The sequence below is a fragment of the Burkholderia catarinensis genome (assembly GCF_001883705.2).
GTDB lineage: Bacteria > Pseudomonadota > Gammaproteobacteria > Burkholderiales > Burkholderiaceae > Burkholderia > Burkholderia catarinensis.
On the sequence record NZ_MDEQ02000004.1, the window covers coordinates 126,500 to 142,237 of the forward strand.

Here is a 15,738-nt window from a genome sequence, read left to right on the forward strand (position 1 = left end):
TATCGATGTAAGGATTCAGGCGCCGTGCGATCGCCGCTCGTCGCGACGACCATCATCACATTCCTGCCCGCCGTAACGACCCGTCGACATCAAAATTGCGGCGCTGCGTCGTTTTTCGTGGGGTCCGGCATCACGGATGCGAAAAATTACCCATCAAAAACAACAGCTTGCTTCGATTCCAGAGATCGAGATTCTGGTGCGATGCAAAAAATTGTCAATCGCTTTATGCTCGTTAACCCGATTGCGATTGAGCGGCGTCAAGTTTTCCCCGGATGCCACTTTACATTTTGCCAACATTGGCGGTTCGCGAAATCTATCTTTCGATTTGATTTCGTTCCTTTCGTTTCGCCTGTCCCCGACGCAGCGCGCGACTATCTCAAGGTCTTGTTGACATGCATGATTTCCCTTTCCTGAGCCTGGCCATCTGGGTTCCGATCCTGGTTGGCGCATGCCTGCTGCGTGCCGGTTCCGACCAACATCCGCGCCGGACCCGACTGATCGCGCTTGCCGGCGCGCTGGCGGGGCTGGCCGCCGTCGTTCCGCTTGTCGCCGGTTTCGATTCGCATTCGGCCGCGATGCAGTTTGTCGAAAACCGCGACTGGCTGGCGGCGTTCAGTTCCGGATGGCGCGTCGGCATCGATGGCGCGTCGCTATGGCTGGTCGTGCTGACCGCATTCACGACGCTCGTGGTGGTGATCGCGTCGTGGGAGTCGGTCACGGTGCGTGTCGCGCAGTACTACGCGTCGTTCCTGATCCTGTCGGGGCTGATGGTCGGCGTGTTCGCCGCACAGGACGGGCTGCTGTTCTTCATCTTCTTCGAGGCGACGCTGATCCCGCTTTACCTGCTGATCGGCACGTGGGGGCGGGAGCGCCGCGTGTACGCGGCCGTGAAGTTCTTCTTCATCTCGTTCGCCGGTTCGTTGCTGCTGCTGATGGCGATGCTGTACCTGTACGCGCAGTCGCATACGTTCGACATGGCCGTGTGGCGTACGCTGCAGCTCGGCTTTGCGCCGCAGTTGCTGGTGTTTCTCGGCTTCTTTGCCGCGTTCGCGGTCAAGGTGCCGATGTGGCCGGTCCACACGTGGCTGAGCGACGTCTACACGGACGGCCCGACGGGTGCCGCGCTGATGCTCGCGATGCTCAAGCTCGGCGGCTACGGGTTCCTGCGCTTCGCGTTGCCGATTACACCGGATGCGAGCCACTTCTTTGCGCCGGCCGTGATCGCGCTGTCGCTGTTCGCGATCGTTTACGCGAGCCTGATCGCGCTCGCACAGACCGATCTCGGCAAGCTGCTCGCGTATTCGACGGTCGCGCACATGGGGATCGTCACGCTCGGGCTGTTCCTGTTCAACCGGATCGGCGTCGAAGGCGCGATCGTGCAGCTCGTGTCGTACGGCTTCGTCGCGGGCGCGATGCTGCTTTGCGTGAACGTGCTCGTCGATCGCACGCAGCAGCGCGAGATCGCCGCATACGGCGGTGTCGCGGGCGTGATGCCGCGTTTCGCGACCTTCACGCTGCTGTTCGCCATGGCAAACGTCGGGCTGCCCGGCACGTCGGGATTCGTCGGCGAGTTCATGGTCATCATGGGCGCGATCCGTTTCAACTTCTGGGTCGGCGCCATCGCGGCGCTGACGCTGATCCTCAGCGCGTCGTACACGCTGTGGATGCTCAAGCGCGTCGTGTTCGGCAAGGTTGCGAGCCAGCGTGTCGCGAAGCTCGCCGACCTGAACCGCCGCGAGATCGTGATGTTCGCGTCGCTCGCGCTGGTCGTGCTGGTGGTCGGCGTCTACCCGAAGCCGTTTACCGACGCGATCGATCCGACCGTCGCACGTCTGATCGAGGACGCCAGCCGGTCGAAGGTGCCGGCGGGGGATGGTCCCGTGCAGCCGCAGCCGTCGTACATGGCATCGACGCACGACTGATCGCCGTATGCCGTGCGAGCAGGCCGCGTCGCACGGCGCACACCCGTTGCGCACACATCGATCGAGGTCCGGTGCCGGCGGCGCCGGGCCGGCTTTCGGCTGCGTGAAATTGCCCCGCGACAATGTGTCTCACAGCGGATTCTGCAATGATGATTTGCCGCATCCATCGGTTTTTCATTGCACTCGCGCGACGTATGATTCGCTCACTTTCGTGGATCGAATGCGCATCAGGCATACGCAACGGATTTAATGACCCTCGGGCTGTGTGATGAAAAGAAGAGCTTCAAGAGGCCGGTCGGCGCTGATTTCAATCGGCGCGGCGCTGAGCCTGTCAGGTTGTAATTTAGATGTACTAAATCCGAAAGGAAGCGTGGGGGCTGCCGAAAAGGCACTGATCGCGACGTCCACATGGGCGATGCTGGTCGTCGTCGTGCCGGTGATCCTGCTCACGCTGTGGTTTGCGTGGCGTTACCGCGCATCGAACCGCAACGCAACCTACGCGCCGAACTGGTCGCATTCGACCGCGATCGAAGTCGTGATCTGGACGGTGCCGACGCTGATCATCCTGTTCCTCGGCGTGCTCACGTGGAAGACCACGCACGAGCTCGACCCGTACAAGCCGCTCGAGTCGTCGGTGAAGCCGATCGACGTCGAGGTCGTCGCGCTCGACTGGAAGTGGCTGTTCATCTATCCGGAACTCGGCATCGCGTCGGTGAACCAGCTCGCGATCCCGGTGGGCACGCCGGTGAACTTCCGCATCACGTCGGATTCGGTGATGAACTCGTTCTTCATCCCGCAACTCGGCGGCCAGGTCTACGCGATGGCCGGCATGCAGACGCGTCTGCATCTGATCGCGGACGAGCCCGGCAACTACGCGGGCACGTCCGCCAACTTCAGCGGCCGCGGCTTCTCCGACATGAAGTTCCGTACGCTCGCCGAGCCGCGCGAACAGTTCGACGCATGGGTGCAGAAGGTGAAGGCGTCGCCGGACCGGCTCGACGCGACCGTGTACGGCACCGTCGCGCAGCCGAGCGAGAAGGCGCCCGTGCGCTACTTCTCGTCGATCGATCCGCGGCTCTTCCACAACATCATCGCGAAATACAACGATGGCCACGTCCTCGACCTGAAGGACGCCGCCTGCGGCACGAAGGGGTAACGCATGTTCGGCAAACTCACACTATCGGCGATCCCGTTCGATCAGCCCATCATCATGGTGGCCGGCGCCTTCATGGGGCTGGCCGTGCTGGGCATTCTCGCCGCGCTGACGATCACCGGCCGGTGGAAATGGCTGTGGACGGAATGGTTGACGACGGTCGACCACAAGAAACTCGGCGTGATGTACATCATCGTCGCGCTGATCATGCTGCTGCGCGGCTTCGCGGACGCGATCATGATGCGCATGCAGCTTGCGCTCGCGTACAACGCGCCCGGCTACCTGCCGCCGCACCACTATGACCAGATCTTCACGGCACACGGCGTGATCATGATCTTCTTCATGGCGATGGTGTTCATGGTCGGCCTGATGAACCTGATCGTGCCGCTGCAGATCGGCGCGCGCGACGTCGCATTCCCGTTCATCAACTCGCTGAGCTTCTGGATGACGGCCGTCAGCGCGATCCTGATCAACGTCTCGCTCGTGATCGGCGAATTCGCGCAGACGGGCTGGCTCGCGTACCCGCCGCTGTCGGAGCTGCAATTCAGCCCGGGGGTAGGGGTCGATTATTACCTGTGGGCGCTGCAGATCTCGGGCGTCGGCACGCTGCTGACCGGCGTGAACTTCTTCGTGACGATCATCAAGATGCGCGCGCCGGGCATGACGCTGATGAAGATGCCCGTGTTCACGTGGACCGCGCTCTGCACGAACGTGCTGATCATGGCGTCGTTCCCGATCCTGACCGCGACGCTCGCGCTGCTCGGCCTCGACCGTTACCTCGGCATGCACTTCTTCACGAACGAAGCCGGCGGCAACGCGATGCTGTACCTGAACCTGATCTGGGCGTGGGGCCATCCGGAGGTGTACATCCTGATCCTGCCGGCGTTCGGCATCTTCTCGGAAGTCATCGCGACGTTCGCGAAGAAGCCGCTGTTCGGCTACAAGACGATGGTGTACGCAACCTGCGCGATCATGGTGCTGTCGTTCCTCGTGTGGCTGCATCACTTCTTCACGATGGGCTCGGGTGCGAACGTGAACGCGTTCTTCGGCATCATGACCATGATCATCGCGATCCCGACCGGCGTGAAGGTTTTCAACTGGCTGTTTACGATGTACCGCGGCCGGATCGAATTCACGACGCCCGTGCTGTGGACGATCGGCTTCATGGTCACGTTCACGCTCGGCGGCATGACCGGCGTGATGATGGCGATTCCCGGCGCGGACTTCGTGCTGCACAACAGCCTGTTCCTGATCGCGCACTTCCACAACGTGATCATCGGCGGCGTGCTGTTCGGCTATCTCGCTGGCTTCAACTACTGGTTCCCGAAGGCGTTCGGCTTCAAGCTGAACGAGAAGCTCGGCAAGGCCGCGTTCTGGTTCTGGCAGATCGGCTTCTACGTCGCGTTCGTGCCGCTCTACGTGCTCGGCTTCATGGGCATGACGCGCCGGCTGAATCACTACGACAACCCGGCATGGCATCCGTGGCTGCTGGTCGCCGCGTTCGGCGCCGTGCTGATCGCGATCGGCATCGCGTGCCAGCTGCTGCAGCTGGTGGTCAGCATCCGCAACCGCAACCTGCCCGAATACCGCGACACGACGGGCGATCCGTGGGGCGGCCGCACGCTGGAGTGGGCGACTACGTCGCCGCCGGCCGACTACAACTTCGCGGTGATCCCGCAGGTGCGCACGCTCGACGCGTACGCGGACATGAAGGCGCACGGCGAAGGCCGGCCGAACCCGGCGGCGATCCGCGACATTCACATGCCGTCGAATACCTGCGCGGGCCTTGTGGTCGCGATTTTCAGCCTGGTGCTCGGCTTCGCGCTGGTGTGGCACATCTGGTGGATGGCGATCACCGGTCTCGTCGGGATCGTCGCGACGCTCGTGATCTACAGCTCGCGCAATAACGACGGCTATTACATCCCCGCGTCGACAGTGCGGAAGATCGAAGACAAGCAGCCGACGAAGCGCGTGGCCGCGCGCGTCGACGACGTGGAACTGGAGGCCAACTGATGTTGCAGAAAACCTTGAGCGCAACCCTGCTCGAGCACGACGACCATCCGCCGTCGCATTCGGTGTTCGGTTTCTGGCTGTACCTGATGACCGACTGCGTGATCTTCGCGGCGCTGTTCGCGACGTTCGCGGTGCTCGGCCACCAGTATGCGGGCGGGCCGACCGCAAAGGACCTGTTCGACATTCCGGGCGTCGCGGTGGAAACCGCCGCGCTGCTGCTGTCGAGCATCACGTACGGTTTCGCGATGCTGGCTGCCTACAAGCAGCGGCGCGGTGCGCTGCTCGCGTGGCTTGCGGTGACGTTCGTGCTCGGTGCGGCGTTCCTCGCGATGGAGCTGCGCGAGTTCTCGCACCTGATCGCGGACGGCGCCGGCCCGCAGCGCAGCGCGTTCCTGTCGGCGTTCTTCACGCTGGTCGGCACGCACGGGCTGCACGTGACGGCCGGCCTGCTGTGGATGATCGTGCTCGCCGGGCAGATCGTGTTCCGCGGCGGCGACCTGACCGATCGCGACCTGCGACGCCTGACGTGCCTGAGCCTCTTCTGGCACTTCCTCGACATCGTATGGATCTGCGTGTTTTCCTTTGTCTATCTCGCGAGCGTGATCTAAATGGCCCATTCGCATTCGTCTCAACTCGAAGAAGGGCACGGCAGTGTCGGCGGCTATGTCGCCGGTTTCATCCTGTCGGTGCTGCTCACGGCTGCGTCGTTCGGCCTCGTGATGGGCGGCGTGCTGTCGCCGCATGCGTCGCTGATCGCGCTCGCGGTGCTCGCATTCGTGCAGATCGTCGTGCACCTCGTGTACTTCCTGCACATGAACGGTTCGTCGGGCCAGCGCTGGAACGTGATGGCATTCAGCTATACGGTGCTGACCGCGGCGATCCTGATCGTCGGCACGCTGTGGGTCATGCACAACGTCAGCATGAACATGATGTCGCGCTGAGCGGTATCGCGGCGCAGCGATCGATATCCATGCGCGTTCATGAAGAAAAGGCGGCACGCGAGTGCCGCCTTTTTTGCTTTTTCCCGGCGCGCGACGCGACGCGGTCAGTGCTGCGCGCCCGCGTCGGCCGTCAGCGCATGCGTGCAATCCGCACGGTACTCGGCGGCAAGCCGATGCTTCGCGCCGTCCAGATCGTCGGGGTAGTAAGGGCTCGCGTGCGCCGGCTCGTAGCCGACCTGTTCGAGTTCGGTCAGCTCGCGCACGAGGTCCGCATGCGTGACCTCGTGACCGGTGTGGACGAACGGATAGGCGTTGCATTCCTGCGGTGTCAGGTGCGGTGCCGCGAACGCGGCGGTGCTGGCGCATGCGAGCAGCATGCAGGCGACGGTAGTCGACAGTTTCATCCGGTGGCTCCTGGTTTCGCGGCCCGATGCCGCATGACGTCAGCGTAGGCGGAGCGCACGACGAGGCGGGCGACGCACGGATGAAACATGTTTCACGCGCGCTCGCCAGGGCGCCGGATGAAGCAATTTTCATGTAACGCCGGACGTCGGTCGGGGCGTCTACGATAGTCGCGGGCGCATCGTGTGTGCCCGTCATGAAGTTCATTGCGAGGACAGCCATGCGAGTACTGACGGTCGAGGACGATGCGGTGACCGCGAACGAAATCGTCGGCGAACTGACTGCGCGCGGGTTCGAGGTCGACTGGATCGACAACGGCCGCGAAGGCATGCTGCGCGCGATGAGCGCATCGTACGACGCGATCACGCTCGACCGGATGCTGCCGGGCGCGGACGGCCTCGCGATCCTGACCGCGATGCGCACGGTCGGCATCGATACGCCGGTGCTGATGCTGAGCGCGCTCGGCGATGTCGACGAGCGCATCCGCGGGCTGCGCGCGGGCGGCGACGATTACCTGACGAAGCCGTTCGATTCCGGCGAGCTGAGCGCCCGCATCGAGGTGCTGCTGCGTCGCCGGCAGGCATCGGGCGTACCACAGCAGACGCTGTTGAAGGTCGGTGCGCTCGAGCTCGACCTCATTTCGCGCCGCGCGCGCCGTGGCGTCGACGAGATTGCGCTATTGCCGACCGAATTCCGCGTGCTCGAATTCATGATGCGCAACGCGGGCCAGACGATCACGCGCACGATGCTGTTCGAGACCGTATGGGGCTATCACTTCGATCCCGGCACCAACCTGATCGACGTCCACATGGGCCGGTTGCGCAAGAAGATCGATCCGCCCGGCGCGAACCCGATGATCCAGACGGTGCGCGGCTCGGGCTACATGCTCGCATGACGGAGGCGGGGATGGATGCGGCTCGCGCGGCGAACTTCACGCGCCGCTGGCACACGACGACGTTTCGCTGGCTGTGCGCCTATGCGGCGATCTTCTCGGTTTCGCTGCTGCTGCTCGCGGGCGTGATCAGCGCTGCCGCGACGCACACGATGACGCGCGACACCGACGAGGTGCTCGCGTGGCAACTGATCTATTTCGATTCGATTCCCGATGCCGAGCTGCCGCTCGCGATCCACCGGCGGCTCGAGCACGAGCACATGCATACGAGTTTCTACGGGCTGTTCGACGCGAACGGGCGCCGCGTGGCCGGCGACATCGCGACGCCGCCCGCGCTGCGCACGGATCGCCACGGGCGCACGCTGCAACGCACGCTTGTGCCGCTCGACGGTCAACCCGCGCCGATCACGCGTGCGATGGCCGTGCGCCGCGACAACGGGATGACGCTGGTTGTCGCACGCGACCTGTCGCATTTCATCCAGATCCGCGATGTCGCGATCCGCGGGCTCGTGATCGGTGGCGTGATGATCCTGATCGCGGGCATCGCGGGCGGCAGCATGCTCGGCATGCGGCAGATGCGCCGCGTCGCCGCGATCCGGCGCGTCACGCGGCAGATCGCCGAGGGCGATCTCGGCAAGCGGCTGCCGGTCGGCCGCTACGACGAACTCGACCTGCTCGCGCATCTCGTGAACCATATGCTCGACGAAGTCGAGCGGCTGATGGGCGAGGTGCGTCATACCTGCGACGGTATCGCGCACGATCTGCGCACGCCGCTCGCACGCGTGCACACGATGCTGGCTCGGCTCGCGGAGCAGCCGTTTTGCGCGGACGACCCTGCGTCGTCGGCACTGCTGGCGTCGGCGCGCGACGAGACCGACCGGCTGCTCGAGCGCTTTCGCGCGATGCTGCGCATCTCCGAGATCGGTACGCTGAGCCGGCGCGGCGGCTTTGCCGCGGTCGACGTCGCGGCATTGCTGCGCAGCGTCTGCGAGCTCTACGAGCCGCTGGCCGAAGCCGTCGACGTGTCGTTCGAGCTCGACGCGGCACCGGTCGACGGCATTCATGGCGATCGCGCGTTGCTGTTCGAGGCGTTCAGCAATCTCGCGGACAACGCAATCAAGTTCACGCCGCCGGGCGGTCGCGTGCACGTCGCACTCCACGCGACGCCGAGCGGCCCGCTCGTCCGGTTCGAGGACACCGGCCCCGGCATCCCTCCCGGCGAACGCGACGCGGTGCTCGAACGCTTCTATCGCGGCGCGCGCACGCGCCATGTGAACGGCTCGGGGCTCGGCTTGAGTATCGTCTCGGCGGTGATGCGCGTGCACGGCTTCGCGCTGCGGATCGGCGATGCACCGCTGGCCGGCGCGGCGATCACGGTCGAATGCTGGCCGCGCTCGCTCGCATGACGGCGCCGGGGAACGGTCGATGCGCATCCTGCTGATTTCCCCGCCGAATCCGGAGGCGGCATGGCTGGACAAGGCGTTTCGCGAGAGCACGCACGGCGTCGAGCGCGTCGACGGATGGCGCGACGGCTGCTTCGTGGCGACCCAGGACCGGTTCGATGCAATCGTGATCGTTGCGCCCGACGCCGCCGCCGGCACGTCGATCCTCGATGCATTGCCGCGACTCGCCGTATCGGCCGGAGGCGCGACGATTGCCGCGATCGTCGCCGGTGCGACACCCGCGCAGCGTGCGCGGATGCTCCAGGCCGGCTGCGACGTGTGTCTTGCCCATCCGTGTTCGTTCGTGGAACTGCACGAGCGGTTGCGCGCGCTGTGGCGCCGCGCGGGCGTCGGCGCGATGCGTGAGTCGGTCCGGCTCGACACGGCCACGCGCGCACTCGAAGAGCGTGGCCGGAGGTTGGCGCTCAGCGCACGGGAATTCCGTCTCGTCGAATGCCTGCTGCGCGAATCGGGGCGACCGGTCGGGCGTGATGCCGTGTTGCGTTATGCATGGGGCGATGCCGATGTCGAGCCCGAAACGGTCAATGCGCTGGTCGTGCGGTTGCGGCGCAAGCTGGCCGCGCACGCTTTTTCCGCGCGCATCGAAACGGTCGCGCGATTCGGGTTCAGGTTCGACACGGGCGGATGACGGTGCGGTATCGCGCCACGCTTGCGGACGGCAGGGATGCCGCGCGTCGCGCGGCAGGTTCGATTGCGTGCGGTCAGTGCGAATAGAGTTCGCGATTGAGCTGCACGAGCTGGCCGTCGTGTTCTGCGCGGACGAGTTCGCGATAGACCTGCGCACGTGTCAGCGGCGTTGCCTGCGGCGCATTCCATGCCTGTTGCGATGACAACGGTGCGGGCGCGGTCGATGCGAAGGTCTGCGGCCCGGTCGCCGTTGCGGGCTGCGTTGCGCTGGCTCGGCCGGGTAGCACGACGCAGAGGGCGCAGAGGAGGGTAGCGAACATCAATGTCTTCATGGCGTGATCCTGGTCGAATGGCGGAGACCGGTGTCGCGGGTGCGATGCCGGCCGGAAACACGTTATCGGGTGCACCCGTGCGGGCGTCCGGCGCGCCGATGAAGAAACGTTCATGAACGCGCGTCGTGCCAGCCGCCGCCGAGCGCGCGCACGAGCCCGACGGATGCTTGCAGGCGCCGCGCATTAGCGTCGAGCGACGCGATCTGCGTATCGAGTTCGGTCGTCTGCGCGGTGACCACGTCGAGATAACTGACGGCACCGTCGCGATAGCGCGACATCGCGAGCGCCAGTGAATGCCGCGCCGCGACGAGCGCCGCGTCGTCCTGGTCCGATTCGTCGCCGAGGCGGTGCAGTTGCGCGAGATCGTCCTCGACTTCACGGAACGCCTGCAGCACGACGGCCCGGTAGCGCGCGCCCTGTTCGGCGAACTGCGCGCGCGCCTTGCGTACGCCGGCGGCGCGCAGGCCACCGTCGAACAGCGTCATCGCGAGACGCGGCCCGATCGACCAGATCTCGTTCGGTGCGGCGAGCCACGGCGAAAACGTATCGCTCTGGAACCCCGCGTCGAGGCCGAGCTGCAGGTCGGGAAAGTAGGCGGCGCGTGCGACGCCGATCCGCGCGTTCGCGGCCGCGACGCGGCGTTCGGCGGCGGCGACGTCCGGGCGGCGTTCGAGCAGCGTCGACGCGAGCCCGGTCGGAATCGACGGCACGCCCGGCAGCGCAGCGACGGGCGGCAGCGAGAACGTCGACGCGGACGCCCCGACGAGCGCCGCGATCGCGTGCTCGTCGAGCGCGCGGCGCGCGGCGATGTCGGACGCGCGAGCTTGTGCAAGCGCGAGTTGCGTTTGCGCACGCGATACGTCGAGCCCCGACGCGAGGCCGCCGCGATGGCGGCTGACCGTCAGTTGCCACGCACGGCGGTAGGTGTCGATCGTTTGCGCGAGCGTGTCCGCTTCGCGGTCGAGTCCCGCGAGATCGAAGTAGGTGCTGGCGACGCCGGCCTCCAGGCTGAGCCGGACCGACGCGAGGTCGTCGCCGGCCGCCTGCGCGTCGTCGCGGCCGGCCGCGACCGTGTTGCGGACCTTGCCCCACAGATCGACGTCGTAGCCGAATCCTGCTTCGAGCGTGTTCGACTCATAGACGTCGGGCTGGCCGCTGCCGCGCAACGGCCGGCGCGCCGACTGCCGGTCGCGGTCGGTCTCGGCATCGATGCCGAGGGTCGGCAGCAATGCCGCGTGGGCCTCGTCGAACAGCGCGGCGGCTTCGTCGTGCCGCGCGACGGCGGCGGCGAGATCGGGATTCGCGCGCGCGACGAGCGGCTCGAGCCGGTCGAGCGTCGCGTCGCCGTACACGCGCCACCAGCCGTCGCGCGGCAGGCGGTCGGCGGGCGCGGCGTCGATCCATGGGCCCGTTTCGCGAAAGGCGGCCGGCACCGGCACCGCCGGCGCGCGATACGTCGGCGCCAACGAACAGCCGGCGAGCAGCGCGACGCTGCCCAGCAACGCAGCGAGCAGACGGTCAGCCATGCGCACGCTCCGTCGTCGTGGCGCCGGCGATACGCACGGGGTCTCCGTCCGCGAGCGAATCGGGCGGATTGTCGATCACGCGATCGCCAGCCGCGAGCCCCGACGCGATCTCGACGCGCGTGCCGAGATCGGTCGCGATCGAGACATTGCGCAGCCGCGCGTGCCCGTTCGCATCGAGCACGGCGACTTGCAACCCGTCGTGGCGGAAGATCAGCGTGCTGGCCGGAATCGTCAGTGCATGCGCGGCGCCGCGCATCGCGATCCGCACTTGCGCGTATTCGCCCGGGAACAGCGTGCCGGCCGGGTTGGCGATCGAGAACTGCGCGAGCAGCGTGCCGGAAGCCGGGTCGATCGACTGCGCGGAATCCGCGAGCGTGGCGTCGAATGTCGCGCCGGGGCGCTCGGGGACGGTCAGCGCGACCTGCATGCCCGCCCGGATCGCGGCCGCATCGTCTTGCGGGACATGGACGTACAGCCGCAGCCGCCGCGCGTCCGAGACGGTGAAGAGTTCGGCGCCGTGGCCGCTGCCCGCGTCGATCAGTGCGCCGACATCGGTCTTGCGGGCGGTCACGACGCCGTCGAACGGCGCGGTGAGCCGCTTGAACGATTCGAGTGCTTCGAGGCGCCGCACGTTGGCGGTGCTCGCCGCGACGGCCGCGAGTTTCGCGTCGAGGTCGCTGCGTTTCTCGTCGGCCTCCTGCTGCGAAACGGAATCCTGCGTGAGCATCTCGGCCCAGCGTGCGGCCGTGACGGCCGCAAGCCGCTCGTTCGCGCTCGCGCTCTGCAGGTCGGCGCGCGCCTGCTGCAACTGCTGGTCGAGATCGGGCGTGTCGATCGACGCAAGCAACTGGCCGGCCTTCACGTGCGCGCCGATGTCGACGTACCACGCATGCAGGTAGCCGGGCACGCGTGCGTAGATCGGCGCGTCGACGTACGCGTCGAGCCGGCCTGGCAGCATGAGCGCATCGGCTGCGGCCGGCTGCGGCGCGACCGTCGCGACGGTCGGGATCGCCTGCTGCACGGTCCAGGCGGCGACCGCGCGCGCGTCGTGCAGGCGGGCGACGAGGCCGGCTGCAGCGACGGCGAGCGCGGCGACGGCGCCCGCGATCGCGAGCGGCTTCAGGTAACGCGGCGTGCCAGGGGGACGGACTTCGAATTCAGTGGACATGCTGTTCTCCCGGAGTGAGGGACAGGGATTCGGAACGAGGCGCGCGATCGCGCCGGTGGACGAGGCTGAATACGACGGGCACGAACACCAGCGTCGCGACGGTCGCGCATAGCAGGCCGCCGATGACCGCACGGCCGAGCGGGGCGTTCTGTTCCCCGCCGTCGCCGAGACCGAGCGCCATCGGCGCCATGCCGATGATCATCGCGAGCGCGGTCATCATCACGGGCCGAAAGCGCGTGAAGCCTGCCTCGAGCGCGGCGACGGCCGCGTCGGCGGTATGTGCGAGCCGTTCGCGCGCGAAGGTGACGACGAGGATGCTGTTCGCGGTCGCGACACCCATGCACAGGATCGCGCCCGTCAACGCCGGCACCGACAGCGGCGTGCGCGTGATGAACAGCATCCATACGATGCCGGCGAGCGCGGCGGGCAGGCCGCTCACGATCACGAACGCGTCGCGCCACGAATGGAAGTTGACGACGATCAGCAGGTAGATCAGCAGGACCGCGCCGGCGAGGCCGGCGAGCAGCCCGCCGAATGCGCTGTTCATGGTCTGCACCTGGCCGCGCACGGTCACGCGCGATCCCTTCGGCAGGTCGGCAGCGCTCGCGCGCAGCACGCGGTCGATGTCGGCGCTGACCGCGCCGAGATCGCGGTCCTGCGTCGTCGCGAAGATGTCGTACAGCGGCGCGATGTCGTAGTGCGACACGACCGCGTCGGTCTGACCGCGCACGATCGTCGCCAGGCCGCCGAGCAATTGCGGGGCGCCCGCGTGGCCGGTGACGGGCAGCGCGCGCAGGTCCGACAGCGATGTCATCCGGTACTGGGGCGTCTGCGCGACGATCGGATACGACACGCCGTTGTGCGGATCGAGCCAGTAGGTCGGCGACACCTGGCTCGTGCCGGACAGGCTTGCCACCACGGCATTGGTGACATCCTGCTCGGTGATGCCGAGCTGCGCGGCACGCGCGCGGTCGACCGACACCGTGAACTGCGGATAGGTCGACGCCTGCTGTACGCGCGGGTCGGCAACCCCCGGCACCGTGCGGATGCGCCGCAGCAGATCGGTCGCATAGGCGCGGTTGGCGGCCTGGTCGGGGCCTGTCACCTGTACGTCGATCGGCGCGGGCGCGCCGAAGTTGAGGATCTGGCTCACGATGTCGGCGGGCAGGAACGAGAACGTCACACCCGGAAACGCGCGCGGCAGCACGGTACGCAATTGCTTCACGTAGCCGGCCGTCGGTGCGTGGTCGCCCGTGAGCGACACGAGGATGTCGCCGTCCTGCGGGCCGATCGTGCCGCTGTTGCTGTAAGTGAGGTTGATCCCGCTGTTCGGTAGGCCCATGTTGTCGACGATGCTCGCGAGCGAGCGAGGCGGCACGACGCCGCGCACCGTGTGCTCGACGTGGTCGAACAGCGCGGCCGTTTCCTCGATGCGCGTGCCGATCGGTGCGCGCACGTGAATCGCGATTTCTCCCGCGTCGACCGACGGGAAGAAATTACGGCCGAGCCATGGCACCAGCACGAACGACAGCGTAACGACGGCCAGGAACAGCGCGACGAAGCGCGCGCGATGCACGAGCGCGAGGCCGAGCACGGAGCGGTAGCCGGCGCGCAGCGCCGCGAAACGGCGTTCGAATCCCTGCTGGAACGCGACGAGCGGATTGCGGGCGCGTGGCGGCGGGAACGGCGCGCCGTGCGGCGCGAGCACGGCCGCCGGATGCGCGGCATGCGGTTTCAACAGGTAACGGGCCATCATCGGCACGAACGTGCGGGACAGCACGAACGACGCGATCATCGCGAAGATCACCGCTTCGGCCATCGGCACGAACAGGAAGCGGGCCACGCCATCGAGCAGCAGCATCGGCACGAACACGATGCAGATGCACAGCAGCGACACGAAGGCCGGCGCGACGATCTGCGACGCGCCGTCGAGGATCGCGCCGCGCACGTCCTTGCCTTGCTCGAGATGCCAGTTGACGTTCTCGATCGTGACGGTCGCGTCGTCGACGAGAATGCCGACCGCGAGTGCAAGCCCGCCGAGCGTCATCACGTTGAGCGTCTCGCCCGCGGCCGCGAGCGCGGCGATCGCGGCCAGCACCGCGAGCGGGATGGACGCGGCGATGATCAGCGTCGAGCGCCAGCTGCCGAGGAACAGCAGGATCATCGCGGACGTGAGCGCGGCGGCGATCAGGCCTTCGCGCGCCACGCCGCTCACGGCGCCCTTGACGAATACGGACTGGTCGCCCATCACGACGAGCCTGAGCGAAGGCGGCAGCGTCGCCTCGATGCGCGGCAGCTGTGCCTTCACGCCAGCGATGATGTCGAGCGTCGATGCCGAACCGCTTTTCAGCACGCTCATCAGCACCGCGCGGCGGCCGTCGACGCGCACGATGTTGCCCTGCGGCGGATAACCGTCGCGTACGTGCGCGACGTCGCGCATGAAGATCACCGCGCCGTTCACGGTCCGGATCGGCAGCGCATTGAGCTGGTCGATGGTCAGCGGGCTGTCGTTGAGCCGGATGTTGTATTCGAAGCCGCCGATCTTTTGCGTGCCGGCCGGGATGATCTGGTTCTGCTGCGCCAGCGCGGTTGCGACGTCCTGTGCGGACAGCCCCTTGGCCTGCAGCGCCTGCGGATCCAGGTCGATCTGCACCTGGCGTACCTTGCCGCCATACGGCGATGGAATCGCGACACCCGCGACGGACAGCAGCTGCGGCCGGATCACGTTGGTTGCGTAGTCGCCGAGCTGCTGCTCGTTCAGTGTGTCGCTCGTCAGCGCAAGCTGCAGCACGGGCACGGTCGACGCGTTGTAGTTGAGGATCTGCGGTGGTGTGGTGCCGGGCGGCATCTGCTTGAGCACGGTTTGCGAGATCGACGTGACCTGGGCGGTCGCGGTGCGGATGTCGACGCTCGGCTGGAAGAAGATCTTGACGATCCCGAAGCTGCGGAACGATTGCGACTCGATGTGCGCGACGTCGTTGACCGTCGTGCCGAGCGTGCGCTCGTAATAGGTGACGATGCGCCCGGCCATGTCGGCCGGCTGCAGGCCTGCGTAATTCCACACGACACTGATGACCGGAATCCGGATGTCGGGGAAGATGTCGGTCGGCGTGCGCAGCGCCGCGAGCGGCCCCGCGATCAGGATCAGCAGCGCGAGGACGATGAACGTGTAGGGGCGCGCGAGCGCGAGTCGGACGAGTTTCAGCATCGGCGAGGTCTCCGCCGGCGCGGGGGCGCCAGCCTGTCAGCAAATTGCCGAAACGCGGCGGGAGCCCGGTTCGGCTCGCGCAGTGTGCGTG

At 66.7% G+C, this 15,738-nt stretch carries 14 protein-coding genes; 9 read left to right on the forward strand and 5 right to left on the reverse strand.

Annotated elements, in window-relative coordinates; all coding sequences use genetic code 11:
* The first annotated feature begins 24 nt into the window (after positions 1 to 24).
* The 6 genes from BFF94_RS07775 (at position 25) to cyoD (ending at position 6,029) form a co-directional block, all read left to right on the forward strand.
* Complete coding sequence (locus BFF94_RS07775) at positions 25 to 414, forward strand: hypothetical protein (RefSeq protein ID WP_158061903.1); 390 nt, start codon at positions 25 to 27, stop codon at positions 412 to 414.
* The gene (locus tag BFF94_RS07780) at positions 393 to 1,922 is read left to right on the forward strand and encodes an NADH-quinone oxidoreductase subunit M (protein ID WP_128842269.1); all 1,530 of its coding nucleotides are present in this window, start codon (positions 393 to 395) and stop codon (positions 1,920 to 1,922) included. Before BFF94_RS07775 ends, BFF94_RS07780 begins: the two co-directional genes overlap by 22 nt.
* Before the next feature lie 268 nt (positions 1,923 to 2,190).
* Complete coding sequence (gene cyoA, locus BFF94_RS07785) at positions 2,191 to 3,078, forward strand: ubiquinol oxidase subunit II (RefSeq protein ID WP_128842270.1); 888 nt, start codon at positions 2,191 to 2,193, stop codon at positions 3,076 to 3,078.
* Positions 3,079 to 3,081: 3 nt separating this feature from the next.
* On the forward strand, positions 3,082 to 5,088 hold the full coding sequence (gene cyoB, locus BFF94_RS07790; RefSeq protein WP_128842271.1) for a cytochrome o ubiquinol oxidase subunit I: 2,007 nt from the start codon (positions 3,082 to 3,084) through the stop codon (positions 5,086 to 5,088).
* Positions 5,088 to 5,696 carry a cytochrome o ubiquinol oxidase subunit III gene (gene cyoC, locus BFF94_RS07795; protein WP_128842272.1) on the forward strand — a complete coding sequence of 203 codons (609 nt, stop codon included), beginning with the start codon at positions 5,088 to 5,090 and terminating at the stop codon, positions 5,694 to 5,696. Before cyoB ends, cyoC begins: the two co-directional genes overlap by 1 nt.
* Positions 5,697 to 6,029 carry a cytochrome o ubiquinol oxidase subunit IV gene (cyoD, locus tag BFF94_RS07800; protein WP_011352504.1) on the forward strand — a complete coding sequence of 111 codons (333 nt, stop codon included), beginning with the start codon at positions 5,697 to 5,699 and terminating at the stop codon, positions 6,027 to 6,029.
* Between the two features lie 104 nt (positions 6,030 to 6,133).
* On the opposite strand, the gene BFF94_RS07805 is transcribed toward cyoD, so the two are convergent.
* A complete protein-coding gene (locus tag BFF94_RS07805; protein ID WP_128842273.1) occupies positions 6,134 to 6,433 on the reverse strand; it encodes a DUF4148 domain-containing protein in 300 nt (99 codons plus the stop codon).
* A 218-nt stretch (positions 6,434 to 6,651) separates the two neighbouring features.
* Here BFF94_RS07805 and BFF94_RS07810 point away from each other — a divergent pair, with 218 nt between their 5' ends.
* Genes BFF94_RS07810 through BFF94_RS07820 form a run of 3 tightly spaced genes read left to right on the forward strand, consistent with a single transcriptional unit; the run spans position 6,652 to position 9,414 of the window.
* On the forward strand, positions 6,652 to 7,326 hold the full coding sequence (locus tag BFF94_RS07810) for a response regulator transcription factor (protein WP_128842274.1): 675 nt from the start codon (positions 6,652 to 6,654) through the stop codon (positions 7,324 to 7,326).
* 11 nt (positions 7,327 to 7,337) lie between these two features.
* A complete protein-coding gene (locus tag BFF94_RS07815) occupies positions 7,338 to 8,729 on the forward strand; it encodes a sensor histidine kinase (RefSeq protein ID WP_128842275.1) in 1,392 nt (463 codons plus the stop codon).
* Between the two features lie 19 nt (positions 8,730 to 8,748).
* Positions 8,749 to 9,414, forward strand: a complete 666-nt coding sequence (locus BFF94_RS07820; RefSeq protein ID WP_128842276.1) for a response regulator transcription factor — start codon at positions 8,749 to 8,751, stop codon at positions 9,412 to 9,414.
* 73 nt (positions 9,415 to 9,487) lie between these two features.
* On the opposite strand, the gene BFF94_RS07825 is transcribed toward BFF94_RS07820, so the two are convergent.
* From BFF94_RS07825 to BFF94_RS07840, 4 genes are all read right to left on the reverse strand, one after another.
* A complete protein-coding gene (locus tag BFF94_RS07825) occupies positions 9,488 to 9,745 on the reverse strand; it encodes a DUF4148 domain-containing protein (RefSeq protein ID WP_128842277.1) in 258 nt (85 codons plus the stop codon).
* Positions 9,746 to 9,855: 110 nt separating this feature from the next.
* The gene (locus BFF94_RS07830) at positions 9,856 to 11,271 is read right to left on the reverse strand and encodes an efflux transporter outer membrane subunit (RefSeq protein ID WP_219139187.1); all 1,416 of its coding nucleotides are present in this window, start codon (positions 11,269 to 11,271) and stop codon (positions 9,856 to 9,858) included.
* The gene (locus tag BFF94_RS07835; RefSeq protein WP_219139188.1) at positions 11,264 to 12,439 is read right to left on the reverse strand and encodes an efflux RND transporter periplasmic adaptor subunit; all 1,176 of its coding nucleotides are present in this window, start codon (positions 12,437 to 12,439) and stop codon (positions 11,264 to 11,266) included. Before BFF94_RS07835 ends, BFF94_RS07830 begins: the two co-directional genes overlap by 8 nt.
* Positions 12,429 to 15,647, reverse strand: coding sequence for an efflux RND transporter permease subunit (locus tag BFF94_RS07840; protein WP_128842460.1), 3,219 nt, complete (start codon positions 15,645 to 15,647; stop codon positions 12,429 to 12,431). Before BFF94_RS07840 ends, BFF94_RS07835 begins: the two co-directional genes overlap by 11 nt.
* Positions 15,648 to 15,738: the final 91 nt, after the last annotated feature.

Bases quoted from the DNA above. Each gene is read 5' to 3' on its own strand.
- BFF94_RS07780 (WP_128842269.1), top strand. From the start codon at position 393: ATGCATGATTTCCCTTTCCTGAGCCTGGCCATCTGGGTTCCGATCCTG.
- cyoA (WP_128842270.1), top strand. From the start codon at position 2,191: ATGAAAAGAAGAGCTTCAAGAGGCCGGTCGGCGCTGATTTCAATCGGC.
- cyoB (WP_128842271.1), top strand. From the start codon at position 3,082: ATGTTCGGCAAACTCACACTATCGGCGATCCCGTTCGATCAGCCCATC.
- cyoC (WP_128842272.1), top strand. From the start codon at position 5,088: ATGTTGCAGAAAACCTTGAGCGCAACCCTGCTCGAGCACGACGACCAT.
- cyoD (WP_011352504.1), top strand. From the start codon at position 5,697: ATGGCCCATTCGCATTCGTCTCAACTCGAAGAAGGGCACGGCAGTGTC.
- BFF94_RS07805 (WP_128842273.1), bottom strand. From the start codon at position 6,433: ATGAAACTGTCGACTACCGTCGCCTGCATGCTGCTCGCATGCGCCAGC.
- BFF94_RS07810 (WP_128842274.1), top strand. From the start codon at position 6,652: ATGCGAGTACTGACGGTCGAGGACGATGCGGTGACCGCGAACGAAATC.
- BFF94_RS07815 (WP_128842275.1), top strand. From the start codon at position 7,338: ATGGATGCGGCTCGCGCGGCGAACTTCACGCGCCGCTGGCACACGACG.
- BFF94_RS07820 (WP_128842276.1), top strand. From the start codon at position 8,749: ATGCGCATCCTGCTGATTTCCCCGCCGAATCCGGAGGCGGCATGGCTG.
- BFF94_RS07825 (WP_128842277.1), bottom strand. From the start codon at position 9,745: ATGAAGACATTGATGTTCGCTACCCTCCTCTGCGCCCTCTGCGTCGTG.
- BFF94_RS07830 (WP_219139187.1), bottom strand. From the start codon at position 11,271: ATGGCTGACCGTCTGCTCGCTGCGTTGCTGGGCAGCGTCGCGCTGCTC.
- BFF94_RS07835 (WP_219139188.1), bottom strand. From the start codon at position 12,439: ATGTCCACTGAATTCGAAGTCCGTCCCCCTGGCACGCCGCGTTACCTG.
- BFF94_RS07840 (WP_128842460.1), bottom strand. From the start codon at position 15,647: ATGCTGAAACTCGTCCGACTCGCGCTCGCGCGCCCCTACACGTTCATC.